Below are 26,836 nucleotides of genomic sequence, written 5' to 3'. Positions count from 1 at the left end.
GCTGCCGATGTACGACAGCGTCATGGAGAAGATCGGCAAGCCGGTGGTCTTCAATATCTGTGTGCTCGGCGCCTTGATCGGCATTACCGAGGTGGTCAAGCCGCGAGCGGTCATGGCCACGGTTACCGATCGGGTGCCGAAGGATTTTGTCGATCTGAACAACCGGGCCTTTGACCTGGGGCTGACGCTCGGGGCGCAGTATAACTATTAGGGACCGTCTGTCCTCTTTGGATGTCTGCACATGAAAAGATCTCTGGGAGATCTTAGGGAGACGTTATGGAAGCTTTTCCAAGCAACTTTTCTTCGAGTACACGGGGTGCGAATATTATTGCCAAGGCCGAGGGTCTCGGCCTTGATCCGAGGGTTCTGTATGAAGCGGTAATCGACCTGTCCTCGGAAGGATTACTGACGGCAAACTGTATCAATATGGCCGCCGGGATTCTTCTCCAGGACATCGGCCTGCCCAAATATTTCTTTGAACATATCCGTAAGACGGCACTGACCAATCTGCTCCAGTCCATTGCCACCTCCATCAAGGTCGTTGACGGCAAGGTGATTCTTTACGGCCGGGTTGCCCAGATTGATTTCGACGTCACCCAGGCGAGCGTTACCCAAAGGGTGCGGATAGCCACCGAAGAGACCCGCGACAGCATGGAGGCGGTGCTCGAGGATTTGATCCCCGGGCATCGCCGGGAGTATTACTACAGTCCGGCGAGTAAATATTACACCTATATAATCCGTCCGGAGACGGTGGCCGATTACCCGCCGGAAGCCTTTCATGAATCTCGATTTCTCTTTACCCTGGCCGGGGACTATACGGCAACGCCGGAACCGACCAGAAAACGCTATGAAAGGGTGTTAAAGGAGAGTGAAGCGTCCACCATTCCGCTCATTGCCGTCTTTAATCTGCCGGAAACAGGGGAAACGCGGTTAATGTTCAACTCGGATTTCGAGTCGCCGCAACTTCCGGTGCTGCGTAAGATTCTCAGCGACCATGACCTGACCCTGGTTCGTGCCTACTGGGAACCCTATCTCGGCCAGTCCTCGGTATCGTCATCTATCTGCACCCTTTATGTCAATGGCGAGTTGACCCGGACCCAGGAAGACGGGGTGTTGTCCGCCCTGCGATCCTATCTCTCTTTTGCGATAAATCCCATCAAGGATCTCTATCTGCAGGACCGGCTTACCTTCCAGGAAATGCTCTTTGCCGGCAATGCCATCGACTTTACCCATCTGTTTATTTTCAAGGAGAGTGAAAACGTCACCGACCGGGAAATCCTCGACAGCCTGACCAGTAAAGACCAGCGGGAGGCCTTTGCCAAACGTATCCAGAGTTCGAATAAGTCCACCTACGGGGCCGCTATTATTCGCGACACGGCTGCCCAGCATCCGGATCTGATCAAATTTCTTCACGCCATCTTCGAACACCGTTTCGCACCGGGAAGACAGGCCGGAGTAGCCCGGATTTCCGAGGAAGAGCTGCAGCGGAAATGGCTGGAGTTTGAAAAAATCATCGCCGGCAGGTTTATTGACTTTCCCCTGGGCTATGAGATTTTCAAGTTCATGTTCAAGATCATCACCTGTACCCTGAAAACCAATTTTTATAAGCCGGAAAAGCGCTCTTTTGCCTTCCGCTTCGACAACAGCATTCTCGACCCGCTGGTGTTCAGCAGGTTTGTCTTCGGCGTCTTTTTTGTCAATGGTCACTATTCCTGCGGCACCCATCTGCGCGCAGCGGATATTGCCCGCGGCGGCCTGCGGCTGATCCGCGTCTCACGCTCGAACTATGACAGTGAGCTGGATAATGCCGTGCTTCTCAATTACGCCCTTGGTCCCAAGGCCCAGCGCTTAAAACATAAAGATATCTGTGAAAGCGGCTCGAAGGGAGTTGTCGTCCCTCTGCCGCAATATGCCGGTTACAGAAAAGAGGCATTGAACGATTATACCGAAGGGATCATGGATCTGATGCTGCCGGACAGCTCCATTGTCGACTATTACGAAAAACCCGAGATGGTCTTTTTCGGACCGGATGAAGGCACCGCGCCGCTCATGGACGATGTTGCCTACCATGCCAGGGATAAAGGCTATCCGTACTGGCGGACCATTACCACCGGCAAGAGTTTTGGTATTCCCCACGACACTTACGGCATACTCCTAAGCGGAGAGACCTTTGGCCTCTATGAACACGGCACCAAGGGTGTTGAGCTGCAGATAGACGGTCGATCGGTCATTCTGACCGATGACATGGAACAGATCTATGGGGAAGTAGGCGGCAATATCAACGTTTCCGGGATGACCACGACATCCATCATGGGCGCCTTCAGAACCTTGATCGACCATTACGGCGAACGGGAGGAAGAGCTGAACCTGATGATTACCGGTGGTCCGGATGGCGATCTCGGGGCCAACCAGATCCAGTGCTACAAAGGGAAAATCTGTCTGGTCATCGATGGTGGCTCGATTCTCTTTGATCCGCAGGGGCTCGATAAAAAAGAGTTGACCAAGCTGGCCTTTATGCGCAATTCCTCGCCACGGGCCAATTCTCTCAGGTTTCCCGTGGAAAAATTGAGCAGTCAGGGCTTTATGGTGCCGATCTCGGCCACCAACGTCACCTTGCCCGATGGGACCATCGTCGAAGACGGCGCCCTTTTTCACCGTAACTTTCTCAGTAATCCGGCGCACCGTAAATGTATCAGCGAGGCCAATATCCGCGCCTTCATCCCCTGCGGCGGGTTCAAGGATACCATCAACCAGGGTAATGTCCGCCGCTTTCTTGAGCTCTTTCAAGAACTGCGCTTTATTGTCGAGGGGGCGAACGTCTTTTTTGATGATGGGGCGAGGCGGTATATCGCCACCCAGACGGGCATCAAACAGATAAAAGACACCACCGCCAACAAAGGCGGCGTTTTCAGCAGCTCCATTGCCGAGGTTCTCACCGGCTTCCTCCTTGGCGACGATTACGAGGATAAACTGCTCAATGACAGTGCGACACGGTGGGCGCTGACCAAGGATATTCTCCAGCTGGTTGACCGCTATGGCCGACTGGAAACCGGTCTGCTGCTCCGTCTCCATGATGGTGATCCGTCGGCGCCGCTGTTTGAGCTGTCGGAGAAAACCAGCGAGCAGATCTTTGCCCTACAGGATCAGCTGGAAACCCGCCTCGACGAAATTCTCGGCGACAGAGAATTGGTGTGGAAGGTGATGGTCCACTACATTCCGGCCATACTGCGGGAAAAACTCGGAGAACCGGCCATTATGGCTATTCTGAACGGGGAACAGCTGCAGCCGTATCGCAATGCCATTATCACCAAAAAACTGGCGTCAATGGCCTTTTACAGTTTTGGCGAGCGTTGGGAGAAATACCTTAAAGAGGTAGAGACCAAGCTGCTGCCTTCGCTGCATAAAATATTTGTCGATTGATTCCTTATCACAAGCAGAGGGAAACCGGCCGGGTGTCCCTCTGCTTGATTTTTTACCATAAAAAAGGGGCGCCCAGGGGCACCCCTTTTTCCTCATCACTTGGTTATTTCAGAAAATGCCTTGATCTGAAATAAAATTACTGTAATCCGACAGCCTCACTAGAAGTGAAATGTGGTGGTTATAAAAACCTGATGCGCTTCATAGTCACTATCCAGCCCGGCACCACTGAGGTAGTCTGATCCGGGGGTATAGGTATAGTTGGTATACTCCCATTCATCGAGATTCGACTTCTCATAGAGGTAGCCCAGGGTGACCGACCAGGCATCCGTTGCCTGATAGATACCTTTCGCCCCGAGCTGGGTCTTGTAGTAGTCGTCGGCATCGGAAATAGCTTCCAGAGCAGCACCGGCAGCGGCGGAGCGGGCAAAGTCAATGTTGCCATCGACCAGCTGATGGTCGGCGGTAAGTACCAGTTCGAGTTGATGCATAACCGGCACGGTCAGACTGCCGCCAATGACGATGAAGTCATAGGAGGTTTCCTGGCTCCAGTTGTAATCATTGGCAGTGGTCGGAGAATTTGGGTCCGGATTGCCCGGGGGAGTTTGCGTCTCGCTGTTGTAGCGACGGGAGTCAAAGTTGCTGTTGGTGTACTCATACCCGGCGTAGGTGTTCAGACGGATTTTGGCCGGGAGCAGGGCGTTGACATCCAGATAAAATTCGTGCCGCTGGTCATCCTGCAGCCCTAACTGTGTGGCATTGTAATCGTCGTATACCAGTGCATAACTGAGACCTACGCCCAGGTTTTCAGTCGGTTGGAAATCAAAGGACAGTTTGGCCTTGTAGCGATCTTTATCGGCATAGTCGAAGGCAGTGTAGAATTGGTGAATCAGGCCGTCACCCTCCAGGGTGTCCGCGCTGTAACTGGTATCGGAAGACCGGTTCAGATATTCCAATCGGAGCTTGGCGCTCATCCAGTCCACTGATGTGTTCTTCAGCTGGCCAAACAGCAGATTATCCGCAGTGGTGTCGGCATCCTCCCTGTTTTGGTCGGTGTAGGTGAATTCGTAGCCACCGCTAAGTTTGTTGGCTTTGTTTAAACGATAATTGGCATCCAGTCCCGCTTCATGTCTGTCGTATTCGTACAGGTGGTTGCTGCGGTCATTATCGAGAGAGGTGATTTCTTCCGAATCGTTGTTTCGATCGACATAGTTGTAGAACAGGCGGGTATCAAGCATTGCCGACCATTGCGAGGTGATGGCAAGGTTGCCTCGGATATATTCTATATCACCATCATAATCCTCATCTGCCGAGGGTGAGGTGAATTGGGTGTATTCGCTCCAGTCTGCCTCGCTTTTATTCCTGTTGTACGAGGCTTTCAGAGCGAGAACACTCTTCATCGGCAGTCGCTGGACCAGACGTCCGCCGATGTTGTAGCTGTAGTTATCGGCCGCCGTACTGTATTCCTCCCTGTCCGTGCCGTCATCGGTAGTGAGAAGGTCGTTATCATTATCGAAATAACTATAACCGGCGGTCAGAACGGCTGTGGTCTCCTTGCTGCGATAGCCGCTTTCAACCATCAGGTTATTGGTGGTATAATCCACCGGCATGGGAACCTCAAAGTCTGAAAAGTTAAACAGACCCCAGGGCATGATGCCTTCATGTCGCTGCTCTTCCATGGAGAATTTTAAGTAGAAAGGGCTTTGTTGCGGATCCACTGTTACTTCAGCGCCGAAGACTTTCCTCTCCACATTGTAATCGAACTCCTTCCAGGCTGACACCGGCGGTACGGGATCGGGGATAATCAGAGAGTTGCTGCCGATACCTGTAAGGGGGGTGAAAGCGTCACGTGAAAGCTGGTGATTGAGCTCGTCAAAATAGAGTCGCGCCTTGCCGAGTCCAAATTGTCCGCCCCTTACCTCATAGGATTGGTCGTCCAGGCTGGGGTTTTCGATGGAAAGTCCAAGATAATACGCTTCAGTGTCGAACAACAGGTTGACATCGCCGAACAAACCGTCGCTCATGTCACGGTATTCGTCATATTTGGCACTTTTGTCGTCACTGGCAAAATGTGTTGTCCGCAGTCCAAGAGTGACATCGCCGTGGAGCTTGTCAGAGGCAACTGCAGGAGTAGCTATCAGTAGAGCCATAGGTAAATATATCATCCGTTTCATGGTGATCCTCCTTATCGCACGTAGCGCATGCCACCGCCTGACGGTGAGTTAGAGCCATGGATGGCCGGATGACAGCGTAGACAGTCCCAGCGGCTTGTATACGAAGCGGTATTGTCATATGGAGTGCCTGGATGTCGTGACCAATCGTGGCAATTCTGGCAGAGTTGCGGTATACGCTCGTTGAGTAATTTTGCATGGTTGCTGCCGTGAACTGTGTGACAACTCTGGCAATTCTCTTCGACCGGGGGGTGTTCCCATACTGCCGGGCCACGCTTGTCGGCATGACAATTGAAGCAGAGTTGCTGGGGGTCATCGGCTTTAACCATACTTTTACTGAGGCTGCCGTGGGGTGAGTGGCAGGAAGAGCAACTGACTTTACCCTCGAGGATCGGGTGATGGGAGCGTTTGTTTGTTTCAATTTTGACGTCACGGTGGCAGCCGAAACAGACCTCCGGTTCGTTGGGTTTCTGTCTGCCGCCGACATGAAGGTCATGACAGGAGTCGCAGGACACATCATTTCGTTTGTGGACACCCATATCCCATAAATCCATACCCGGGGTTCTTTGGTGACAGGCAAGGCAGCGCGCCGACTTGGCCTGAGGATCTGTGTCCGTATCGAAAGTGAAGATATCGACGTCACGGCCACCACCCTTTTCCACGTGCATTGCCCCGGCGCCGTGACAGGTTTCACAGGCATCCTGTGCCTGCGGTCCTTTTATCGATTCTTTGAAATGGACCGATTTTGAGTAGCTGTCGTATTGTGCCTCATGGCAGTCCTTACAGGTTTCCGCACCGATAAACCCTGCCTCCTTGGAACCCGCGGTCTGGCCCGTCGCCAGAGAAAAAGAGAGCAACAGCAGGCTAAGCGGTAATAAAAATAAAATAATGTACTTTATCTTCATAGTGCCTCCGGATTTTCCTTAGTGATTATCAGTAAGCCTCTGCATATTTCGCGTCATGGGGCAGTCTTAACCAGGCGAAAACCGAGTGAATGATGGCCAAAACTGGGAGAAAGGCCCACACGGTGAGAACTGCGTATGCCCAGCGGACCGTTGCTCCATCCACCACCGCGCATGACGCGATATTCTCCAGATCCACCATAGACCGGGTTGTCTTTGGGGAGTTTTGTATATGCTTCGCTATTGTAGATATCCTCACACCACTCCCAGGCATTTCCCAGCATATCGTAGAGGCCATAGCTGTTGGGCAGGAAACTGCCTATCGGGGCTGCAACCGCGTAGCCATCATCGCAGGCGAAGGAAGTCCAGTTGGCCCACTGTTTTTTTGCGGTCATATCCGCTACATTGGCATACTTGCAGGCTTCATCAGGGTTGTTGCCCCAGAAGCGGCTCTGAAGAGATCCGCCACGGGCTGCATACTCCCATTCCGCTTCGGTGGGCAGCCGATAGGCCTGGCCCGATTTTTCGGAAAGCCATTTGGCAAAGGCAACCGCGTTTTCCCAGGAGACATTGACAACCGGCTGGTTATCATCGTTCAGAGTAGATCCTTGAGAGACGCCGCTGTTGTGTTGAGGGGAGAATTTTTTATACTGGGCGTTGGTGACTTCCGATTTTCCAATGGAAAAATCGGAAACACAAACCTCATGTACCGGCCTTTCGTTAGGATCTCCGTCACCAACTGAGTCTCCCATCAGATAACAGCCACCAGGGAGAGAAATAAATTCCATTCCTGTTGCGGGGTCTGTGGAAGGTGTCGCTGCACGGACTAATGGGACATAGGCAAAGAGTAAAAGAATAAACAACGTACCCGGCATCTTGTAAGTCATCCTGTACCTCCTCTGTTTAATGGGACTACTTGGTTGATGAACATATATAGACAACTCTTTTGAGAAGTCGCTGCATCAGAAACACCAAATTGTCTCTTCTTTTTCTCTAACGTGTAAATACCTCTTGGCAGGTATTAAAATGTCTCCCTGTGGTTTAGTATAAAGAGGCAACAGTTTGCTATGCGTGGTGCGCAATGGCAAATTGTGTCGAGGTTGAGATGGTATATCAGTTTGAATGATGTTCGAATACTATTGTATGAATGCGAATTGGTCAAGTTCCTTTTGCGACCATCGTGCTGTTCCTGTCAGCAGGCGACTTCCTGACCCCTGCCTGGTACAATTCCCGCTGCTTAAGTTTGATAACTGTATGGGAGGCGGCAGCCGGGTCTCCCTCGGATCAACGGACCTGATGGCCCTGCGTGGCTTGAAGGGAGCTCTGTCGATCGCCCGGGAATATTTCGATTTCCTGGAGAAAAAAGGAGTGCCGATGTGAGGGAATATGAGTACCTTTACTGCGTACCCCGGCCGGGTTACCGCTGCCGGTAGAACAGCAGATGCCATTACAGGGAGGGTGATTCTATGCAAGAGGAATATAATTACACCTTGACGGTTCCGTTGCGGGACATCGACGAGGCGAAACTTCTCCTTGCGGAGGCCCAGGCCAACAACCCGCAGATGCGGCTGAGCAGGAAACCGGACAGGGGAGAGAACGCCCGGTTTTATCTCTGTTTTCCTTATGCCGGAAGCCGCACGGATCTGCGTTTCCAAGAATGGTTTAGCGCCCGAAACAGCAAAAAATGGGATCTTTTCGGTCCGAATTACGGCGTATGGGGACTGGCCTGACGGTCTGAGGTAGGGGCGGTCAGGTCTGGTTGGATCGCAGCACCGTTTCAATCTCGTCAATGAGTCTGTCGGAGCGGACCGGCTTGGAGAGATACCCATCCATCCCTGCGGCCAGGCATTTTTCCCGATCCCCGCGCACGGCGTAGGCGGTCATGGCAATGATAGGTATATGTCGGCCACTGTTTTTTTCCTGCCGGCGGATGGCCCTGGTCGTTGCATAGCCGTCGAGTTCGGGCATCTGGATGTCCATCAGGATCAGGTCAAAAGAGGTATCTCGTAGTATATCCAGGGCCTGGACACCGTTTTCGGCCGTAGTAACCTGCCAACCCTCGCGCTCCAGCACGGTGACTGCCAGGGTGCGGTTAATATATTCATCCTCGACCAGGAGAATGTGATGCGGTTGCGCACTGCTTTTTTCCTCCGCTTGTTGTTCTGCGATGGCCACGGTTTTTTTATCTTCAGTGGCGACCGTGGCTCCAGGTGCAAACCGGACGGTAAAATAAAAGGTCGTGCCGATTCCCGCCTTGCTCTCGACACAAATTTTACCCCCCATCATTTCCACCAGCTCGCCGGCAATGACAAGGCCGAGTCCTGTCCCCCGCTGCGTACTGTCTCGCGTTGTCACTACCTGGCTGAATGCTTTGAAGATATTGTTTATTTTTGCATTGGGGATGCCTATGCCGGTATCCCGAACTTGAAAGTGAAGTTCGACCGGAGCGCTCTGTCCGGCATGAAGTCCTTGCTGGTGGACACTCAGGGCCACTTTGCCTTTATTGGTGAATTTTATCGCGTTGCCCACCAGATTGATAAGAATCTGGCTGAGCTTACCGGCATCGCCAAGCAGCATGTCCGGAATAGTGTCATGACAGTCAACGGTCAGATGAATGGCTTTTTTCTCGGCACTTATGGCGAGAATCTCCAGGGCTTCGGCGATGGTACCGCGTAGACTGAACGGGGCGATGTCGAGTTCTAGTTTTCCGGCTTCAATTTTTGAAAAGTCGAGAATGTTATTGATGAGCTTCAATAATCTCCCGGCGGAGGCGTGGATCATTTCCAGATAGTCACGCTTTTGTCCGGAAATATCCGAATGCAGGACAAGATCGGTCAAACCGAGAATGCCGTTCATCGGCGTGCGTATCTCGTGGCTCATGTTGGCCAGGAAGGTGCTTTTGTTTTTCTCGGCCCGCTCGGCCCGCTCCTTGGCTTTTTGCAGGGCATCGACGCTGTGTTTTCGGTTGAGCGCATCGCCGATATGACGCGCGACAAAGGCCATGAGTTCCTTGTCTTTTTCCGTATAGACAACGCTGTTGTAGCTCTGAATAGCCACCACTCCGGATATATGATCGAAAAAAAACGGTGCGCCGAGCCAGGAATGGGGGCGTGTGCCGATGCATTCGATATTCTGCTCCCGGCAGATCTGGTCAAAATTTGTCGGTGTGAGCAGGAGCGGTTGCCGGGTTTTCAGCAAATAACCGGCAATGGATGCCTGTCCCTCCAGCTTCAATTCCATGTTCTGAAAATGGCTGTCGTATTGATCGATATAATAGGGAAATTTTATATAACGCCCATCCGGTCGATCTTCCACCAGAGCGATAAAAAAATTCCGGGCGTGAATCAGGCGGCCTACCTTTTCATGGAGTTTGCCATACAGGTCATGGATGTTTTCCGAACTGTGCGCCTGCTCACTGATTTCATACAGAGCCGTTCTGAGCCGGTCGGAGTATTCCAGCGCGTGCATGGATTTTTTCAACTGGACGATCGTGTCCATGCTTTTCAGCCGCGAGCCGATAACTGCGGCGACTGTCCCGATTGCACTGAGGAATTCAGCAGAAAAACAGCCGGGCCCGCGACCGCCGACATAGAGCAGGCCGGAGAGTTGGGAGCCATCCTGAATGGGCACGAGCAGCTGGGCTGTGTTGTTCGGGCTGTTGAGAAAGGTTGGAGACGGGGGTTGCTCCGAGAGTTCCACCGGAGAGTGTGTTTCTGCCAGCAGGCCGATGATCGGTTGATCGCCGCGGATCATTGCAGGAACAGGCTCCGGCCTGTATTTGGCCGGTCCTTCCTCGAAATTATAGCGGAGAAAGTTACCGGAGAGGTTATCCAGGAAATAAATTTCTATGCAAAAAGGTCCGAGTTTCGGAAAAATATGCCTGTGCAGAAAAACGGACAGCTGCTCAATCGTATCGATTGAGCGTTGGCCGACGCTCAGTTCTCTCACCAGTTCGAGAATGGGTAGGGCTGAAGCTGTATCAAGGCTCCTGGTAAAATTTTGCATAAGAAAGGGCGTAACCGGTTAGCGTTGCCTTAAGAAAATCAGCTGGTCATGGTCTGTCCTGTGAATATGATCGTTGGTTAACACTACATTCCATCAAAGAATAATGCCGAGATGAAGGCGCGGCACTCTTTTCTTGAAAAAAAACCTTAAAATTGTGCTGTTTTTTCTTGTTGACCAAGGAATTGACTCAATTACGAACGTCTTCGTTCCGCCTGCACCGGATTGGTCAGGATGCCGATATTTTCGATTTCCACCTCCACCACATCCCCGTCATGAAGCGGGCCGACGCCGCTTGGCGTACCGGTAATAATAATGTCGCCGGCTTCGAGGGTGAAATTTTTCGAGATAAAGGCCAGGATGATGGGGATGCTGAAAATCATGTTCCGGGTATTCGATTTCTGGACGACCCGGCCGTTCAGGCGGCACTGGATAGCCAGATCCTGCGGATCGCCGATATCTTCCGGAGTAACAATAACCGGGCCGATCGGGCCAAAGGTGTCCAGGGATTTTCCCCGGTACCACCCGGCCTTGTCTCCTTTTTGCAGATTACGCTGGCTGATGTCGTTAAAACAGGTAAATCCGAGAATGTGCTCCATGGCCGAGTCGACGGAAAGGTTTTTCACCCGGTCTTTTATGATGATAGCCAGCTCCGCCTCATGGTCGGTGCGGCAATCGGTAAAACCGTATTCTTCGACAAAGGCAGGCAGGATAATCGGTTCCCCGGGGCCGATCAGTACATTTGGTGTTTTGGGAAACAGTACCGGTTCGGTGGGGATTTCGTTGGTAAAGTTCTGCACATCGACCGATTGACTTTCCATAATATGCTCGAGATAGTTCAATCCGAGGGCGACAATCTTGCTTGGATGCAGCACATAGTCGCCGCCATTGGACATGGGCAGTGAAATTTTCATCGGAATCCCCTTGCTGATGCGTCGTGGTTGCTAATTAAAAAGCTTGCCTTTGCACTACAATAAGCAGCTTAGCACATTTTTCGAAAAACTTTCCAGCTCGGCGGTATTTTTAAGGAGTAGAGGATTTTTTTCGGCCATCCATGATCTTGTAAGCACAAAATTCCCCGCACATGGTACATGCCCCGTGGGCGTCGGCAACCGCGGCGGTAGCACCGCGGCGCTTTCTGGCAAGGGGCGGATCAAGGGCAAGCGCATACTGCTTCTGCCAATCGAGTGCTTTTCGTGCTTTGGAGATGGCGATATCCCGGTCGAGGGCGCCGGGAATACCTTTGACGATATCTGCGGCATGGCCTGCCAGTCTGGTGGCCATGACGCCGTCATGAACGTCCTGGGGCGTGGGCAGACAGAGATGTTCGCTGGGCGTGACATAGCAGAGGAAATCGGCACCGGCACTGGCCGCGATGGCACCGCCGATGGCGCTGGTGATGTGGTCGTAGCCCGGGGCAATATCGGTCACCAGCGGGCCAAGCACATAAAACGGCGCTCCGTGGCAGAGGCGTTTCTGCAGCTTTATATTGGCCTCGATCTGATTGAGCGGCACATGGCCGGGCCCTTCGATCATCACCTGAATCCCCTGCTCCCAGGCTCGCTGTGTAAGTTCACCGAGTAGCAGCAGTTCGTGGATCTGAGCCCGGTCGGTGGCATCGGCAATGCATCCGGGGCGAAAACCGTCGCCTAAAGAGAGGGTCGCGTCATAGGGTTTTACCAGCTCGAGCAGGCGGTCGTAGTACTGGTAGAGTGGGTTTTCCGCCTCGTTGTGGGCCATCCAGGCGCAGGTAAACGAGCCGCCGCGTGAGACGACATCCATCAGACGGCCTTCCCGGTCCATAAATTCCAGGGTACGTCGGGTCACGCCGCAGTGAACGGTGATAAAATCAATCCCGTCGTCGAGGTGTTTTTTGATCCCGGCAAAGATGTCGTCGACACTCATGTCGACAATGGCCAGCCCCTTCTTCACCACTGTGTCGCAGGCGGCCTGGTACAGCGGCACCGAACCGATGCAGATATCCGTCTCGGCGATGATGGCCGCGCGAATTTCATCAATCGGCCCGCCGGTGGACAGATCCATGAGCGCATCGGCGCCGGCGTTGACCGCGACGCGCGCCTTTTCCAGTTCGTTGTCAATGCTTGTGTCGTCTTTACTGGTGCCGATATTGGCATTGACCCGGGTTCTGATGCCCTCGCCGACCGCCAGCGGTCGGCCGTTGTGGTGTTGGTTATTATGGCAGATAATCGCAGTTCCCCGGGCTATGCTGTCGCGCAGGGTTGCCGGGGAGATCGAGGCTTCCCGCGCCGCTTCCTGCATACTCTCGGTGATCTTCCCTTGCCGGGCGTATTCCATCTGGGTTTTCATGCTCTGCTTCTCCTGTTATTTTGGCGAAAAAAAAAGACCGCAGGAAGCGGTCTTCAGAGGAGCAGGGTGTGCGATGCTCTATTGGTCCGTTCCCTACGCCGGTATCAACCGGATCAGGTTCAAAGGGTCACTCCGCAGCAGCGGAATTCTCAGTCCGTAGACTCCCCCAGGGTTTGTTGTATGCAATTGTGATGAGAAAGTTACCTTTTCTGCCCGGTGCCGTCAAGGACTTAGGGCTTGATTCTCGTTTCAGGGATGAATACATAACATTAAGATTCATCAAGTCATGACGGACAGGCAAAGGAAAAAATTCGGACAGACTTAACAACCCGGCCGGGCAGAGCATGCATTTTAGTTGTAGCGCGGCCGGCAAAAAAAGGGGGAAATGATGACACTGACACCGTCAACGATGCAGGAACTGGGTATGACAGCAGCTGATTTCAATCTTGCCGACCCGGCCGGAGAGCGTTATTCCCTGGCGGATTTTTCAATCACTAAAGGACTGCTGGTTGTTTTTATGTGTAATCACTGTCCGTATGTTCGTCATATTCGTGAAAAACTGGTGGAGAAAATTCGCGATTATCAGCAGCAGGGGATTACGGTGGTGGCCATCAACAGCAACGATTCTGCAGCGTATCCGGATGATAATCCGAAAAATATGGCAAAAGATGGTCAAAAGTACGGCTACACCTTCCCCTATCTGGTTGATGAACAGCAACAGGTAGCTAAAGCCTACGGTGCGGCCTGTACTCCGGATTTTTTTCTCTTTGATGCCAAACAAAAACTTGTTTATCGCGGGCAGTTCGACAGTGCGCGCCCGGGAAACAACGAACCTGTCACCGGTGCGGACCTGTCAGCGGCGATTGAACGGCTGGTCGCCGGAAAACCGATATCGCCGAAACAGCGCCCCAGCATGGGCTGCAACATCAAATGGAAGCCGGGAAACGAACCCGATTATTTCGCTTCCCAATAAGGAGCCTTCCATGAAAATTAATCTTCTCTGTGGAAAAGAGATTCTTGGTCTGGAATTGCCTCCTTCGGTCTCACTGTATAAGCCACCATGGCCATCCAGACAACTTTGTCATCGATCAGTGGTGTGCTCAAAATATTTATCAGGCTTTGGCGCATGCAGGAAAAATTTTTATTTATTCGCCAGGCTTGTCTCAAGCTGATGTGGATCGTTTTCAGGGATTGAAGGTTGTCGACTGCCAGGCAACCGTGGATGAATTGCTGAAAACGCATAAGAAAGTTGCCGTCATTCCCGACGGACCGTATGTCGTAGGAAAGATAAAAAGGAGGTAATTGAGGTACTACATCAATACACCCAATTTCCCATCTTTATATTCATTAATGAAATTGATAACATCGGCTTTTATGCTATCTCTCATGATCCTTGTTTGCTGCAGTCTGTCAACCCTGCTTTCGGCAACTTTATCTGGATCAGGATGTTGCCAGTGTAACCGCAATAATTGACCTGGGAAATCAGGACATTTTTTCTCTAACCGTTTTGGGCAGATCGTGATGACGATTTCATACCGTCGTCCCATTTCCAATAGGTCGAAAACGGAGCAAGAGCTGTCCCAATTGGATACGTCATACCCATCCAGTTTCATTATTATCGTAACCAGCGGATTTAACGGCCCGGCATCAAATCCAGCACACTCAACAGTAAAATACTCACCACCAAGAGCCTTGAGGTAGGCACCGGCTATAAGGTTTTTGCCGAAGTTCTGTTCAGACACTATGAGCACATCAAACATGACTAACTTTCCATTGGAAATGAGAATGAAATTTGTTCTAGTTTATTAAAAATAAGCATTCACGCGCAAAAGAATTATTTTTTTACAGGTAACGCTGGAACAGATAACCAAACATTGTTTTGATAGCGAATACTTCAATCTGCCGCTCTCTGACAGACATAAACACGGGGGAATCAACATTGAAACTCCGCTTTCCTATTCATGTTCATATCTCAACATTGTTCCTGATTTTGTTGCTGGTGGTCGGCGGAATTATTGGCAGCCTTGGTTACCAGATCAGTCGCGACATCCTCAAATCGATGGCCAGCGAGTTGAGCGGACGCATCGAACGTGCAGCGTTGCGTGAATTAACCAACCTGATCAGCCCGGCTGAAATGGCAACTCGGCTGTTGAGCCTGGATGCAATCACCCAGGCCAAATCTCTGGAACAGCGCCTTGAGAGTCTCGGCCTCATGCGTGAAGCTTTGAACAATTCTCCCGGGCTTACCTCCCTCTATATCGGCTATGATAACGGCGATTTCTTTCTCGTCCGTCGTCTTTGGAACGACGATGAATCACAACAGCTGAACGCGCCGGAACAGACAAACTTCATGGTGCAAAGCATCGATCGCTTCCAGGGAGCACTGCGTGGCCGCTTCATCTTTATGGATGCATCACTGGCAATCCTGCAAAGTGATGACCGCCTCGAATATGCCGGCAGTTATGACCCACGCACCCGTGAATGGTACAAGGCCGCTAAGGCCTCCACCGGGCAGATCAAAACCGCGCCCTATCTCTTCTTCACCACCAAAAAAGTCGGCATGACCATTGCCCAAAGGACCAAGCGGGCTGACGCCGTGGTCGGTGCAGACATCCGCCTTGAAACTCTTGACGAGCGACTGGCAAAGCAAAAGGTAACGCCTGGAACCCATGTGGTCTTGGTCAATCGCGCGGGCAGTATCCTTGCGTATGAAGATTATGCAAGGCTGATCAGTCATTCGCTCGAGGCCAATGGCCGTGCGGTTTTGCTCAAGCTCGCTGAACTTAACATTCAGGTTCTTGCGCAACTGGCACCGTTAGTCGAAAAAATTGACGAGGAGTTTGCACAGAAATTAATGGTGGAGGTCGAAGGTGAGCTATGGCACGCCACTGTCAGCCCGGTGAAAATGGCCGGTGCAACCCCGCTGTTCCTGATTACAGCCATTCCCGACCAGGAATTGATGGCGCCGGCCTACAATCTGATACGTCAATCATTCCTTGTCATGGTGTTGGTCATTCTTCTGGCGATTCCAATCGCCTGGATTCTGGCGCGCGCTATCTCAAAGCCCTTGCGTAAATTGGCTGGAGAAGTCGAAGCAATTCGTCACTTTGAATTTTCAACCCCGATCTCTGTCGAATCCTTTGTTTTAGAGGTCAACGAACTGGCGCTGACTATGGACAGCATGAAGCAGACGATCAGCCGTTTCCTCAAAATCAGTCTCGCGGTTTCGGCGGAAAACAATTTCGACCGACTCTTGCGATTTCTGCTGTCGGAAACAATTTCCGCGGCCGATGCCGACGCAGGTGTGCTCTACCTGATCGACGACGATAATTTTTTGCCTGCGACCGGACTCATAGCCGATGGAAGGATCTTACCACCGAGCACTCCGACTCATGACCCGGCGAACCACAGTCCGCTCTTCAAGGCAGCCATGCAGGCTCGAACAGCTCACTCTTCACCGCTGACTGATGCTGACATTACAGCTCTGGGGCTTGCGGAAGCTATAAAAGCCTGCGGCGCCAGTCATGGCATTGCCGTACCGCTGCTCAATAGCCAGCAAACGTTGGTTGGCACAATGATCCTATTGCGACAAACCGCCACGGACGATGCCCGGCTGAGTTTCATTGAGGCACTGTCAGGCCCCGCCGCCGTGTCGCTGGAAAACAAGGAGTTGATCCGGGCCCAGAAGTTGTTGTTTGAAGCCTTTTTAAAGTTGATCGCCGGAGCCATCGACGCCAAGAGTCCCTACACCGCCGGACACTGTGCCCGCGTTCCGGAACTCACCAAAATGCTGGCAAATGCTGCCTGCGCAGAGACCAGCGGCCCATACAGGGACTTCAGCCTGAGTGAGAACGATTGGGAAGCCGTCCATGTTGCCGCCTGGCTGCATGACTGCGGCAAAATCACCACCCCGGAATACGTTGTCAACAAGGCGACCAAGCTTGAGACTCTCTACGACCGCATTCACGAGATCCGCATGCGCTTTGAAGTCCTGAAGCGTGACGCCGAAATCGCCTGCCTCAAAGCAGTTGCCTCTGGCCATCCGGAAACCCCTGCCCGGGGAAAACTTTCGGCAGAACTGGCACAACTCGACGATGACTTTGCCTTCGTCGCCGCCTGCAATCAGGGAGGAGAATTCATGGCACCGGAAAAACTGGCGCGCCTCAAATCAATCGCCGGGCGAACCTGGTTGCGAACTCTTGATGACCGGATCGGTGTTTCCCAGGAGGAAAAGGAACGCAAAGCCCGTTCACCGGCACCAGAACTCCCTGTGATTGAATTGTTACTGGCTGATAAGCCAGAGCATTTTGTTGAGCGTCCTGCTCGGGAAAGAATAGCCGAAAACAACCAGTGGGGCATCAAAATGGTGGTCCCTGATCTGCTCTACAACAAGGGTGAGCTGCACAACCTCAGTATCGCTCGTGGAACGCTGTCGGAGGAAGAGCGTTACAAGATCAAGGAGCATATTATTCAGACCCTGATCATGCTTTCCCAACTCCCCTTCCCAAAACACCTGCGACAGGTTCCTGAAATCGCCTCCGGCCACCATGAAAAGATGGACGGCACTGGCTATCCGAAACGTCTGCGCGGAGAAGACATGAGCCCCTTGGCGCGCATGCTGGCCATCGCTGACATCTTTGAAGCATTAACCGCTGTCGACCGCCCCTACAAGAAGGGCAAGACGCTTTCCGAGGCCATCAAAATAATGTCGTTGATGAAAAAGGATCAGCATATCGATCCCGACTTGTTTGACCTTTTTCTGCATTCCGGTATCTATCGCGATTACGCCAAACTTTTCCTGGAGCCCGAACAGATCGATGAGGTGGATGTTGCCACTTATGTTGAATAACAGACAGATGCTGTTCGATGGAGAAGGAAGCCTGAAGAAAGCGACTACTTACCACCATCATCGTATATAGTAGTCGGCCGTCGCTCTTCATGCAAAATAAGAATTGACATATCCGTTTATGCGGATTACATGATTTTATCATATCAAAGGTATTCCAGACTCCTATTCAGATAAGGCACAGGCGATGAGCGAAATTTTTCATGCAGCAGAGCAACTGCACAGGACCGCGCAGAAATACAAAGCTCTGGCCGATGTGACCAGATTGCGCATCCTCGGCCTGCTCCATGCGGGTGAGCTGTGCGTCTGTGATATGGTTGCCGTGCTGCAGCTGCCGCAATCCACCGTTTCACGACATCTGGCCTACCTGCGCACCTCAGAGTGGGTCAGCGGCAGGCGCAAAGGAAAGTGGATGTACTATCAGCTGCATCAATCTACCATGAAAAAAGGTATCGAGAAAAAGATCATGACCAGTCTGGCCGGTCTTGCGCAGTATGAGACCGATCATTGCAGCCTGAAAAAGCATCTGGCGGAAAAAACGGAGGCGGCCTGTCGTTAGGCGGTGCAATATCAAGAGTCGGAGAGATGCCTTTTTTCGGCTTACGATCCGCCCCGCATGGCCGTGCGCTTGCGTAAATCGGCGAGCCGGAGCAGGAACAGCTCGACTGCTATCGCAGGGTGGAAGACGAGATACGGGTCTTTGTCGAAACACTGCCGGAATCTCCTGGCAGTTAAGGGGAAAATTGTCTGCTGATCGACTATCGCTTGTATGCGGCCGTCAGTCAGCGGGGCGTTTGTAACAGTGGAAAACAAAAGAGGATGAGAGAATGAGTACCATAAGCCATAATGGCAGCGAACGAAAAATGAAGAGTTTGTTTGAGCGATATCTCACCGTCTGGGTCGGTCTGTGTATCGTCGGCGGTATTTTTCTGGGGAAGCTGGCGCCTGATCTGGCGGCTACGCTTGACAACATGTCGATCTCGGTCAATGGTGCGCCGGTGGTTTCGATCCCGATCGCCATCTGTCTGTTTTTCATGATGTATCCCATTATGGTGAAGATTGATTTTGCTTCGGTTGTCCAGGCGGGAAAGAGCGGCAAGCCTGTCTTTCTCACGCTGTTTATCAACTGGTGCGTCAAGCCGTTTACTATGTATGCGATCTCGCTGTTCTTTCTCGGCTATCTGCTCAAGTCGTTCATCGGTGTTGATGCGGTGGACCTGGTGAAAATGCCCTTTGGTCTGGATCTTCCCGTCGGTGCTCAGCATGGGGCCGGTATGGTTGTGCTTCAGGAGGGAGTGAAGATGTTGGAGATTCCCTTGTGGCGCTCCTATTTCGCCGGATGTATCCTCTTGGGCATCGCCCCCTGTACCGCCATGGTTCTGGTGTGGGGCTATCTCTCACGTGGTAACGACGGCCTGACCCTGGTTATGGTGGCGATAAACTCCCTGACCATGCTGGTACTCTACGGCGTGTTGGGTGGTTTTCTCCTCGGCGTCGGCAAGTTACCCATCCCGTGGCAGGCATTGTTGCTCTCCGTCGGTATTTATGTCGCTTTGCCTCTGGTTGCCGGATATTTTTCGCGAAACTGGTTGATCAGGGCGAAGGGTGAGACCTGGTTCAAGGAAAAATTTCTCGGGGTGCTCACGCCGGTGACCATCACAGCCCTGCTGGTAACTCTGGTACTGCTCTTCAGTTTCAAGGGTGAAGTGATAACCTCAAATCCGCTGACCATTGTCTGGATCGCCATCCCTCTCTTTCTGCAGACCGTGCTCATTTTTGCCCTGGGCTATGGTGCGGCTTATCTGCTCAGATTCAAATACGAAGATGCGGCACCGGCGGCGATGATCGGCGCGTCAAATCACTTTGAAGTGGCCATTGCCACCGCCGTCATGTTGTTTGGTCTCTCCTCTGGTGCCGCTCTGGCCACTGTGGTCGGGGTGCTGATCGAGGTGCCGGTGATGCTGATGCTCGTCGGGTTTTGCAAGCGTACGACAGCCTGGTTCGATCCGCAGCAATGAGCGTGACCGGTGGGCTATAGCTGTTGCGTAGCTGTGGTTGCCGGTCCCCTTTCTGTCTTTATAGCCCACCGAAAACCTTGAGACTCATCAGCAGTTGGAGTGAACTTTGAAGTACAGCACCCATGCCAGTGGCTGCTACCACCCCCCAGAACCCTCAATCACAGGACAGGCCAGCACCTGGCCCAGTGATAAAACAGGTAGAAGTCGACTGCCTGAGATACCTTCATGACATCATAAAAACAGGATTGGTGGTCGTTGGCAGGAGTGGATAGTTTAGATTAAGCATTGTGCCGTTTACTGTGATTTGTTTCTTGTGGCTAGGTGAGGCACTCTCTTCTCTACGATGAAGGGGGCTTATTGCTCCGGAATGGTTACAATAAGAAAAGAATAACGGGTTATTGAACCATAGTTTGCCAATCGATGCGCCATTCTGTTTTATGGTCCAGGTGGGAAGAAAAATTCACAGCAATAGAGGGGAGTATGACCGCATCAAATCAGGACAAGGCGATAATTGAAGATATACAACATAACTGTAATATCTCAGACGCCAGGGATCATGGAATTTATACCATGTGCACTATGGTGCTCAAGCTTCGCAACCTCTACAAGTGGGAAAACGATTTGGAACCCTGGCAGGAGCCAGAACCTGCTGATCTTTTGGATTGGATCGAAGCCAAAGAAATTTACTGGGAAACGATAGCCGAAGAACCATATCATCAGCTCGATTTAGACGGATGCCTATTCTTACCAGATGATTCATCCTCTATAAATGCCTACTTCAGCGATAAACAGATGGTCTACGGCGTTGGGTACGGCAGATCGATGAAGGCTGTTTTTTTCCTTGCTGAGAAAATAGAGCAGCGCACTGTAGCTGGTCTCCCTGTGTTAATTTTGGGAAAAGAAAGAGCTAGGGAAATGGCCAGTCCCTTTGCTATGGCACAGGATGGTGTGATCTTCATCAGGAAAGAATCACTTCGTTTTTTTCTGTGGGACTATATTCAGGAGTTACGATCTTCCTGTCGAAACTCCTTTCGTCACGCACTTCAACTGTATGGGTTACTGCAAGATGGACAATTAAATCAGCAAAGATTTAAGGATAATCTCGATAACATCGTTGAAGCGGAGCTCGATCTTTTTATTTATCACGAAGTCGGTGAAGTGCTGCAAACAACCTTTGACAGTTCGATCCTGCAGACAATCATTTCGCGATTTCCAGGTTCGGTGTATGAGCTAGTCAGTCGCTCCATTAAAGACATCCTGGCTGACACCCACCCTGGAGGACTGCTTTCTCATCTCATCAGCGAGAAACTGGAGACGTCATTAAGCTTCTATGTTGGTTTTCTGGATGGTTTGCGTAAAGAGCTTTTTCCTGAGATAATTTCTGCCCAGGAAAAATTTCAGGTTGATGGGAATTGGCAGGGGATCGAACAGGCCAGGAGCATATGCAGAGACAACATTTTGCACTATGCCGAAAAGATAAAAACCATTTCGCAATATATCGGACATGAATCCGATGATTATGTGCGGGATCTTTTTAATCATCAAATCTTACTGCCGTTGAGACTTGAGATACCACAATCTTCGCCGCATAAAATCGAGCGATAAATCCTCCACCGGCCAACGTATTGAGCACTATCAATAAAGATGAAACACAGCCCTGCGCCAGGCGCAAAAACATCGTCCATAACAGGTGTCTATGTTGAAGCTCCCCCTGGATCGGAAAGAGAAATATTAAGTTCGAGTACCTCGAAGTCACCTTTTCGGTCCACCGACAATTTGATCTGATTTTCGTTGATCTCTATATATTTTCTTACCACTTCAAGAATATCTTTCTGCAGCCGTGGCAGGAAGTCAGGGGTAGACGGACGCCTCCGCTCGTGTGAAACGATGATTTGGAGTCGCTCTTTGGCTATCGAAGCAGAACTTGGCCGTTTAGATCGGAAAAAATCAAAAAATTTCATATTATTGAGTTCTAAATAAGCGGGAGAGGAGACTTCTTTTGGGGGCATCCATGAAACGAAACGGCAGATCTTTACCAAGAAACCGGTCTACCATATCGAAATAAGCCTCGCCGGCATCATTCTCATCGGTCAGGGTAACCGGTACCCCCGAGTTGGATGCGGCAAGTACCGACTTGGATTCAGGTACGACACCGAGAAAAGATATGGCGAGAATCTCTTGGATATCGTCGGCACCGAGCATATCACCCTTATTGACCCGCATCGGATCATACCGGGTAATCACCAGATACTCTTTTACCGGTGAAAGTTCCTGCTCTGCCCGACGGGTTTTGCTCGCCAGCATGCCGATGATCCGGTCTGAATCCCGCACCGAGGATATTTCAGGATTGGTCACCACCAGGGCCTCATCGGCAAAATACATGGCGGTCATTGCCCCTTTTTCAATGCCTGCCGGAGAATCACAAACGATGTAATCAAAGCTCTGCTGCAGCGTTGAAATCACTTCGCCAACGCCTTCCATCGATAATGCATCCTTGTCGCGAGTCTGAGAGGCAGGCAGGATATAAAGGTTACTCACCCGTTTGTCCTTGATCAAGGCCTGGTTAAGGGAGCCTTCACCATGAATGACGTTGAGCAGATCGTAGACCACCCTCCGCTCACAGCCCATGATCAGGTCGAGGTTACGCAAGCCGACATCGAAATCAATGACAACCGTTTTGTATCCGCGTACCGCCAATCCTGCTGCAAAAGCGGCGCTGGTCGTTGTTTTACCCACGCCGCCTTTGCCGGATGTAACGACTATCACTTTGGCCAATTTCTGTTCCAATTTTTCTGGAAATCGCTGTTCAATCATATTTTATGATAAATGACATCTGTTTGAACTGTTATTAAAGCTCGTTCATGAAGAAGGATTGAACGAACCGACAACTTCAAATTTCAAGCGCCCATCTACCAGAGAGATGATAACACTGTGGTTGACGAGTGTATCGTCGAGCAACTCGTTCACCACATACTCTCCTGCGACGGCAACCAGTTCCGGATTACACTGCAAACTGAATATCCGGGCTGTCGTATCTCCATGTATACCAGCCATGGCCCGGCCCCGCAGAGCACCATAGACATGGATGTTACCTGCCGCCAGGACCTCTGCACCGGCGTTGACCGAAGAAAGAATAACCAAATCCCCCTCAGGAGCAAACACCTGTTGTCCGGAGCGAACGGGGAGGGTGATCACCTTGGTCGAGGTGGTTTTGGCGACCTGACTTGGGACATTGTCCGATGGTTCAGGCTGATTTCTTTCTTCCACCGTTACTGATTCTAAAGATTGTATTTCTGTAGAGGGAGTAACCGTTTTCTCTGTCTTGATAGCCGGCAGCAAGGCGAGTCCAGCCTGAAGCACCCGTTCGCTCTGACATTCAACGCCACCACGGACGCCTACCGGAACCAATCCCAGGCGGCGCAGTGTTTCTGCAAGTAACATAAAGTCCATGACCGCCTGTCCTTGCTCGTCCACTGCACTCACGTCTATCAACACCGGGGCACTGTTGAAAAACGGACGTGATTTGCCCATTTTTTTTTCTAGTTGCGGATAGAGGCAATCGGCATCGGTTTTCTTGATGTGCAGCACTAATACGGTCATTACGCTGCCCTTCAATTCAAAAACCGGTGTTTCGGTGGTTGGCTTGATTGGATTCATGGTACGGCATGAGTTCGATGAAATTTTAAAAAATCTATCTGTACCAATTCATCCAGAGTATTTCAAGGAGAAACTCTTCATGCTCAAGAGGGTGTGGCGGCAGATGAAAACCCTTTTGCCCTAATACACGGTAAAGAATGTGCAATTGTCGCAGATATAATTACAGATTCCCCTGTGCTGATTGCAGTTTTTTTTCGATTTTCTTTGACGTGGGCGTGATCGATAGCCCGCCAAGTGCGGTGCAGCGAAGCTCGTGGGGAATGGCTCGTCCGACCTTGTCCATCGCCTCGACGACCTCGTCAAAGGGAACAACCTGGTCAAATCCGGCCAGGGCCAGGTTGGCGCAGGATGCGCCGTTGCTTGCAGCTAATATGTTTTTCCCAAGGCAAGGGACTTCAACCCTGCTGGCCACCGGATCACAAACCATGCCGAAGATGTTCTGGAGGGCCATGGAGGCGGCGCTCAATGAGGATGTATAATCACCGCCGATCATGGAGACCACTGCTGCGGCAATCATCCCCGAAGAGACGCCGCACTCAGCCTGGCAACCGCAGACTTCAGCCGAGAAGGTGCTTTTTGTGGCGATCAGGGCGCCGATGATTCCTCCTGCCAGCAGTCCCCGGGCTTTTGCCTCTCTGTCAAGGTTCATGGTGTCGGCAACCGCCATCACCGCACCGGGAAGTCCGCCGCAGGAACCGGCGGTGGGGGCAGCGACAATCACACCCATGGCACTTTTGTTTTCCATGAGGGCGGTTACATAAGGGATAATCCGGTCCAGTATACCAAGGTTGAACAGGCGGTTCTCTTCACCCATGGCCGTATATTTGCCGGACTGAAACCCTAATATCCTGTCGTGGTAGTGTGTCCCCTGCAGGCCTTGCTGGATAGAGTTTTCTATGATATCGGCTAGATGCATTGCTTTGCTCAAGACTTCATCCAGTTCGATACCTCCCCGTGATGCTTCATAATGCAGGGCGAGATCGGCAAGGTCGGACAGCCCGGTCCTTGCTGCGTAACTCTCCATTTCCAGAGCCGTCGTAAAGGGGACCACCGTTTTGCAGGTCGTTAGAATCGGCAGTACCGGAGAAATGGTTCTCGTGTCCATAACAGTTTGGTGTTGTGCAATCTTCTTGAGAAGGTTACCGTCAAAAGGCGTTGGTCGAGAGGCAAAAACAAGAGATTGGGCTTCGGAATCTGCACTGAAAATGGTGCAATCCGCCTTCTTGAGCAGATCCAGAAGAGAGGATTGTCTGCCCTGGGTGAAGATCACCAGGCCGTGGCAATCGCCGTAAAAGGACACGGGCAGACCGTCTATCTTCGTCACCTCGATCATCCCTCCCCCGGTGGAGATCGCGACCAGGGTGTGTTCCTCCCGATCGTTTTTCAGGGTCAGGTTATAGGTGTTGGGATGGGCGTCTTCGAAATCGCCGGCAATGCAGCACACATCGAGGCCGGCTTTCTGCAGTTCCTGTTTGTAGCGGACCAGTCTCTCGTCATCGGGGCCGAAGCCTAACAGGCCACCGGCAAGTCCCATGTCGGAGCCCTGGGAAACCCAGGTGGTCGGCAGGGAACCACTGATGTCGAAACGAACGGTGACCTTTTTCAGCTCGCCCGCCATGAGCTCTCTGCCGATTTTGCCGATTCTCACGGCTGCCGCGCTGTGTGAACTGGAAGGTCCACGCATTACCGGGCCAATGACGTCATTGAGAATGCTGGGGATATTCATGTGATCAATCCTTTCTTTTGATAAAAAATTATACAGCATATGTCCTTTTAATTGTATACAATCTTTTTAGCCATAAGGCCATTTTTCTGAAAATCAACCCAAGGTGGTTGCTGCCGGGAATTAAATGTTGTATACATAAATTGAGTACAGTCTGCATGACTGTAGAATGTGGGTATTTTTATTGTCAGGCAATGTCAGCGAGGCGTGCTTCTTATAGCGTGTAGTCCGTCTATTTTAAAACTCATCAGCAGAGGGGGGATCGTATCGTAGTTCGTCTTAGTTAATCGTAATTACTCTAAAATTTACAATTATCGGGAGAGCCTAGAATGAACCATAAAATGAAATCTATTGTTTGTGTCACCTTGGTCAGTATGCTTCTAGCGTTTGGCGGCAGTGCAGCCATCGCCGCACCTGAGATGGTTCTCAAGTTTGCCGGACAGCATGCAGCCGACCATCCAGCTACCGCGCTAATGAATGACATTGCTAAAGAGATTGCTGAAAAAACAGACGGCCGTATCGAGGTTAAGGTTTATCCTGCCAACCAGCTTGGCGACTATACTCTTGTCTATGAAGAGCAGATCCGCGGAACAATTGACATGTCTTGTATTTCCGTGCCCAGCCAGTTCGATCCGCGGATGGAGTTAATCTACATCAACGGATACGTCAGCGACTACGAAGATGCGAAAACGGTCTTTGCCCAGAATGGATGGCTGTTCAACAAAATGAACGAGTATAATGAAAGACTTGGTGTCAAACTCCTTGGTTTCTTTGTCGAGGGTATGATTGGTACCGGAACTACCAAACCGGCAAAAGATCCGCTCAATCCTGCAGCAAAGCAGGATGTTCTTGTCCGTGTTCCCAACATGGACGTCTATAAACTGGCTGCCGAAGCAATGGGATATAACACCGTCACCGTCCCCTATGCCGATGTTTACCAGGCAATTCAGACCGGCGTTGTCGATGGCGTAAATGGCTACCCTGTTGCTGCCGCCTATACCGCTCTCGGTGATGTTCTTAAACACTGGTACATGACCAACTACTCTGTTGAAGTTCTGAACTACATGATCAGTGGCCAGACCTGGGCCAAGATCAAGCCGGAAGACCAGGCTGTTATCGGGGCCATTCTTGCACGAGCGACCACCAGCAGTATCGAAAATGCCAAGAGTGTTGATGATCACTACATGTCCCTGATGAAGGAGAAAGGTATCGAGGTTCATACCTATTCTAAAGAAGAGCTTGCTCCCATCATGAAGGCATGTGCCACCACCTGGCCAAAACTCGAAAAAAACATGACCAAGGAACTTATGGACGAATTCAGAAAAGAGCTTGCTCCTAAGTGATTTTCTTTGTCCTCGCGCGGTAGAGTTTTCATTAATAAATGAGGTCCGGGAAATGGGGGCATTCTGTTTCCCGGACCTCATAACTATGCCATGGAGCTTGTTTGTGTCAGATAATAATGAAAATACATGCACCAACTGCCCTGAATGTCTCACTGATATTAGCCCGCCCAAAAATCTTTTCGATCGTATAACCATTAATAGTTTTTCCATTGTCTGCGTCTTCAGTACTGTTGCTCTGACCCTTATCATTTGTGTCGCTACCTTTTTCCGCTACGTTGTCAAAGGGGATTTGTACGGGTATGAGGAATGGGTGAAGATCCTTGCTTTCTGGCTGTACTTTCTTGGAGCCGCCATGGGTTCCTACAACCGTACCCACGTTTCTGCGGACCTTGTCAACGCCTATTGTCCCGATGGGAAGCTCAAACTGTT

At 51.3% G+C, this 26,836-nt stretch carries 22 protein-coding genes and 1 riboswitch; of the genes, 11 read left to right on the top strand and 11 right to left on the bottom strand.

Features of this window, described 5'->3' with window-relative positions:
- Together ACYQ8U_RS20710 and ACYQ8U_RS20705 are read left to right on the top strand one after the other, a co-directional pair.
- Positions 1 to 211 (top strand): 2-oxoacid:acceptor oxidoreductase family protein (locus tag ACYQ8U_RS20710; RefSeq protein ID WP_459947468.1); only part of this gene is annotated, 211 nt, incomplete at its 5' end.
- Positions 212 to 276: 65 nt separating this feature from the next.
- Positions 277 to 3,420 (top strand): NAD-glutamate dehydrogenase domain-containing protein, encoded by a 3,144-nt coding sequence (locus ACYQ8U_RS20705; RefSeq protein ID WP_459947467.1) that lies wholly within the window; start codon positions 277 to 279, stop codon positions 3,418 to 3,420.
- A 158-nt stretch (positions 3,421 to 3,578) separates the two neighbouring features.
- Here the strand turns inward: ACYQ8U_RS20705 and ACYQ8U_RS20700 are convergent, their stop codons facing one another.
- From ACYQ8U_RS20700 to ACYQ8U_RS20690, 3 genes are read right to left on the bottom strand one after another with little or no spacing between them, the layout of a single operon-like run.
- Positions 3,579 to 5,591: an MtrB/PioB family outer membrane beta-barrel protein gene (locus ACYQ8U_RS20700; RefSeq protein WP_459947466.1), complete on the bottom strand. Its 2,013-nt coding sequence runs from the start codon at positions 5,589 to 5,591 to the stop codon at positions 3,579 to 3,581.
- Positions 5,592 to 5,602: 11 nt separating this feature from the next.
- Positions 5,603 to 6,493, bottom strand: coding sequence for a DmsE family decaheme c-type cytochrome (locus ACYQ8U_RS20695; protein WP_459947465.1), 891 nt, complete (start codon positions 6,491 to 6,493; stop codon positions 5,603 to 5,605).
- Between the two features lie 53 nt (positions 6,494 to 6,546).
- Positions 6,547 to 7,377, bottom strand: a complete 831-nt coding sequence (locus tag ACYQ8U_RS20690) for a formylglycine-generating enzyme family protein (RefSeq protein ID WP_459947464.1) — start codon at positions 7,375 to 7,377, stop codon at positions 6,547 to 6,549.
- 367 nt (positions 7,378 to 7,744) lie between these two features.
- Here ACYQ8U_RS20690 and ACYQ8U_RS20685 point away from each other — a divergent pair, with 367 nt between their 5' ends.
- Both ACYQ8U_RS20685 and ACYQ8U_RS20680 read left to right on the top strand, forming a co-directional pair.
- On the top strand, positions 7,745 to 7,870 hold the full coding sequence (locus ACYQ8U_RS20685) for a hypothetical protein (protein WP_459947463.1): 126 nt from the start codon (positions 7,745 to 7,747) through the stop codon (positions 7,868 to 7,870).
- Positions 7,871 to 7,956: 86 nt separating this feature from the next.
- Complete coding sequence (locus tag ACYQ8U_RS20680) at positions 7,957 to 8,220, top strand: hypothetical protein (RefSeq protein ID WP_459947462.1); 264 nt, start codon at positions 7,957 to 7,959, stop codon at positions 8,218 to 8,220.
- A gap of 19 nt (positions 8,221 to 8,239) precedes the next feature.
- On the opposite strand, the gene ACYQ8U_RS20675 is transcribed toward ACYQ8U_RS20680, so the two are convergent.
- From ACYQ8U_RS20675 to thiC, 3 genes are all read right to left on the bottom strand, one after another.
- The gene (locus ACYQ8U_RS20675) at positions 8,240 to 10,495 is read right to left on the bottom strand and encodes a response regulator (protein WP_459947461.1); all 2,256 of its coding nucleotides are present in this window, start codon (positions 10,493 to 10,495) and stop codon (positions 8,240 to 8,242) included.
- Between the two features lie 191 nt (positions 10,496 to 10,686).
- Positions 10,687 to 11,406, bottom strand: a complete 720-nt coding sequence (locus ACYQ8U_RS20670) for a fumarylacetoacetate hydrolase family protein (RefSeq protein WP_459947460.1) — start codon at positions 11,404 to 11,406, stop codon at positions 10,687 to 10,689.
- Between the two features lie 109 nt (positions 11,407 to 11,515).
- On the bottom strand, positions 11,516 to 12,820 hold the full coding sequence (thiC, locus tag ACYQ8U_RS20665; protein WP_459947459.1) for a phosphomethylpyrimidine synthase ThiC: 1,305 nt from the start codon (positions 12,818 to 12,820) through the stop codon (positions 11,516 to 11,518).
- A 73-nt stretch (positions 12,821 to 12,893) separates the two neighbouring features.
- A riboswitch (TPP riboswitch) is annotated at positions 12,894 to 12,998 on the bottom strand.
- 210 nt (positions 12,999 to 13,208) lie between these two features.
- Here thiC and ACYQ8U_RS20660 point away from each other — a divergent pair.
- On the top strand, positions 13,209 to 13,793 hold the full coding sequence (locus ACYQ8U_RS20660) for a thioredoxin family protein (RefSeq protein WP_459947470.1): 585 nt from the start codon (positions 13,209 to 13,211) through the stop codon (positions 13,791 to 13,793).
- Positions 13,794 to 14,130: 337 nt separating this feature from the next.
- Here ACYQ8U_RS20660 and ACYQ8U_RS20655 read toward each other — a convergent pair whose 3' ends face one another.
- Positions 14,131 to 14,580 (bottom strand): low molecular weight phosphatase family protein, encoded by a 450-nt coding sequence (locus ACYQ8U_RS20655; protein WP_459947458.1) that lies wholly within the window; start codon positions 14,578 to 14,580, stop codon positions 14,131 to 14,133.
- A gap of 179 nt (positions 14,581 to 14,759) precedes the next feature.
- Between ACYQ8U_RS20655 and ACYQ8U_RS20650 the strand changes: the two genes are divergently transcribed.
- The 4 genes from ACYQ8U_RS20650 (at position 14,760) to ACYQ8U_RS20635 (ending at position 21,289) form a co-directional block, all read left to right on the top strand.
- On the top strand, positions 14,760 to 17,669 hold the full coding sequence (locus tag ACYQ8U_RS20650) for an HD domain-containing phosphohydrolase (protein ID WP_459947457.1): 2,910 nt from the start codon (positions 14,760 to 14,762) through the stop codon (positions 17,667 to 17,669).
- A 184-nt stretch (positions 17,670 to 17,853) separates the two neighbouring features.
- Entirely contained in the window at positions 17,854 to 18,225 is a 372-nt protein-coding gene (locus ACYQ8U_RS20645) for an ArsR/SmtB family transcription factor (RefSeq protein ID WP_459947456.1), read from the top strand.
- A gap of 268 nt (positions 18,226 to 18,493) precedes the next feature.
- Positions 18,494 to 19,684: an ACR3 family arsenite efflux transporter gene (gene arsB / locus ACYQ8U_RS20640; protein WP_459947455.1), complete on the top strand. Its 1,191-nt coding sequence runs from the start codon at positions 18,494 to 18,496 to the stop codon at positions 19,682 to 19,684.
- Positions 19,685 to 20,164: 480 nt separating this feature from the next.
- Positions 20,165 to 21,289: an Sfum_1244 family protein gene (locus ACYQ8U_RS20635; RefSeq protein ID WP_459947454.1), complete on the top strand. Its 1,125-nt coding sequence runs from the start codon at positions 20,165 to 20,167 to the stop codon at positions 21,287 to 21,289.
- Positions 21,290 to 21,378: 89 nt separating this feature from the next.
- Here the strand turns inward: ACYQ8U_RS20635 and minE are convergent, their stop codons facing one another.
- The 4 genes from minE to ACYQ8U_RS20615 form a co-directional block, all read right to left on the bottom strand.
- Entirely contained in the window at positions 21,379 to 21,645 is a 267-nt protein-coding gene (minE, locus tag ACYQ8U_RS20630) for a cell division topological specificity factor MinE (RefSeq protein ID WP_459947453.1), read from the bottom strand.
- Position 21,646: 1 nt separating this feature from the next.
- Positions 21,647 to 22,459 carry a septum site-determining protein MinD gene (minD, locus tag ACYQ8U_RS20625; RefSeq protein WP_459947469.1) on the bottom strand — a complete coding sequence of 271 codons (813 nt, stop codon included), beginning with the start codon at positions 22,457 to 22,459 and terminating at the stop codon, positions 21,647 to 21,649.
- Between the two features lie 84 nt (positions 22,460 to 22,543).
- Complete coding sequence (gene minC / locus ACYQ8U_RS20620; RefSeq protein WP_459947452.1) at positions 22,544 to 23,341, bottom strand: septum site-determining protein MinC; 798 nt, start codon at positions 23,339 to 23,341, stop codon at positions 22,544 to 22,546.
- 160 nt (positions 23,342 to 23,501) lie between these two features.
- The gene (locus tag ACYQ8U_RS20615) at positions 23,502 to 25,067 is read right to left on the bottom strand and encodes an L-serine ammonia-lyase, iron-sulfur-dependent, subunit alpha (RefSeq protein ID WP_459947451.1); all 1,566 of its coding nucleotides are present in this window, start codon (positions 25,065 to 25,067) and stop codon (positions 23,502 to 23,504) included.
- Between the two features lie 326 nt (positions 25,068 to 25,393).
- On the opposite strand from ACYQ8U_RS20615, the gene dctP reads away from it, so the two are divergent.
- Positions 25,394 to 26,407 (top strand): TRAP transporter substrate-binding protein DctP, encoded by a 1,014-nt coding sequence (dctP, locus tag ACYQ8U_RS20610; RefSeq protein WP_459947450.1) that lies wholly within the window; start codon positions 25,394 to 25,396, stop codon positions 26,405 to 26,407.
- A gap of 103 nt (positions 26,408 to 26,510) precedes the next feature.
- The coding region (locus ACYQ8U_RS20605; protein WP_459947449.1) for a TRAP transporter small permease at positions 26,511 to 26,836 on the top strand (326 nt) is incomplete at its 3' end.

This window comes from Desulfocastanea catecholica (assembly GCF_054657295.1).
This window is presented reverse-complemented; position numbering and strand designations above follow the sequence as displayed.

Excerpts from the sequence above, each read along its gene's own strand:
- ACYQ8U_RS20705 (WP_459947467.1), top strand. The coding sequence starts at position 277 with ATGGAAGCTTTTCCAAGCAACTTTTCTTCGAGTACACGGGGTGCGAAT.
- ACYQ8U_RS20700 (WP_459947466.1), bottom strand. The coding sequence starts at position 5,591 with ATGAAACGGATGATATATTTACCTATGGCTCTACTGATAGCTACTCCT.
- ACYQ8U_RS20695 (WP_459947465.1), bottom strand. The coding sequence starts at position 6,493 with ATGAAGATAAAGTACATTATTTTATTTTTATTACCGCTTAGCCTGCTG.
- ACYQ8U_RS20690 (WP_459947464.1), bottom strand. The coding sequence starts at position 7,377 with ATGACTTACAAGATGCCGGGTACGTTGTTTATTCTTTTACTCTTTGCC.
- ACYQ8U_RS20685 (WP_459947463.1), top strand. The coding sequence starts at position 7,745 with ATGGGAGGCGGCAGCCGGGTCTCCCTCGGATCAACGGACCTGATGGCC.
- ACYQ8U_RS20680 (WP_459947462.1), top strand. The coding sequence starts at position 7,957 with ATGCAAGAGGAATATAATTACACCTTGACGGTTCCGTTGCGGGACATC.
- ACYQ8U_RS20675 (WP_459947461.1), bottom strand. The coding sequence starts at position 10,495 with ATGCAAAATTTTACCAGGAGCCTTGATACAGCTTCAGCCCTACCCATT.
- ACYQ8U_RS20670 (WP_459947460.1), bottom strand. The coding sequence starts at position 11,406 with ATGAAAATTTCACTGCCCATGTCCAATGGCGGCGACTATGTGCTGCAT.
- thiC (WP_459947459.1), bottom strand. The coding sequence starts at position 12,820 with ATGAAAACCCAGATGGAATACGCCCGGCAAGGGAAGATCACCGAGAGT.
- ACYQ8U_RS20660 (WP_459947470.1), top strand. The coding sequence starts at position 13,209 with ATGACACTGACACCGTCAACGATGCAGGAACTGGGTATGACAGCAGCT.
- ACYQ8U_RS20655 (WP_459947458.1), bottom strand. The coding sequence starts at position 14,580 with ATGTTTGATGTGCTCATAGTGTCTGAACAGAACTTCGGCAAAAACCTT.
- ACYQ8U_RS20645 (WP_459947456.1), top strand. The coding sequence starts at position 17,854 with ATGAGCGAAATTTTTCATGCAGCAGAGCAACTGCACAGGACCGCGCAG.
- arsB (WP_459947455.1), top strand. The coding sequence starts at position 18,494 with ATGAGTACCATAAGCCATAATGGCAGCGAACGAAAAATGAAGAGTTTG.
- ACYQ8U_RS20635 (WP_459947454.1), top strand. The coding sequence starts at position 20,165 with ATGACCGCATCAAATCAGGACAAGGCGATAATTGAAGATATACAACAT.
- minE (WP_459947453.1), bottom strand. The coding sequence starts at position 21,645 with ATGAAATTTTTTGATTTTTTCCGATCTAAACGGCCAAGTTCTGCTTCG.
- minC (WP_459947452.1), bottom strand. The coding sequence starts at position 23,341 with ATGAATCCAATCAAGCCAACCACCGAAACACCGGTTTTTGAATTGAAG.
- ACYQ8U_RS20615 (WP_459947451.1), bottom strand. The coding sequence starts at position 25,067 with ATGAATATCCCCAGCATTCTCAATGACGTCATTGGCCCGGTAATGCGT.
- dctP (WP_459947450.1), top strand. The coding sequence starts at position 25,394 with ATGAACCATAAAATGAAATCTATTGTTTGTGTCACCTTGGTCAGTATG.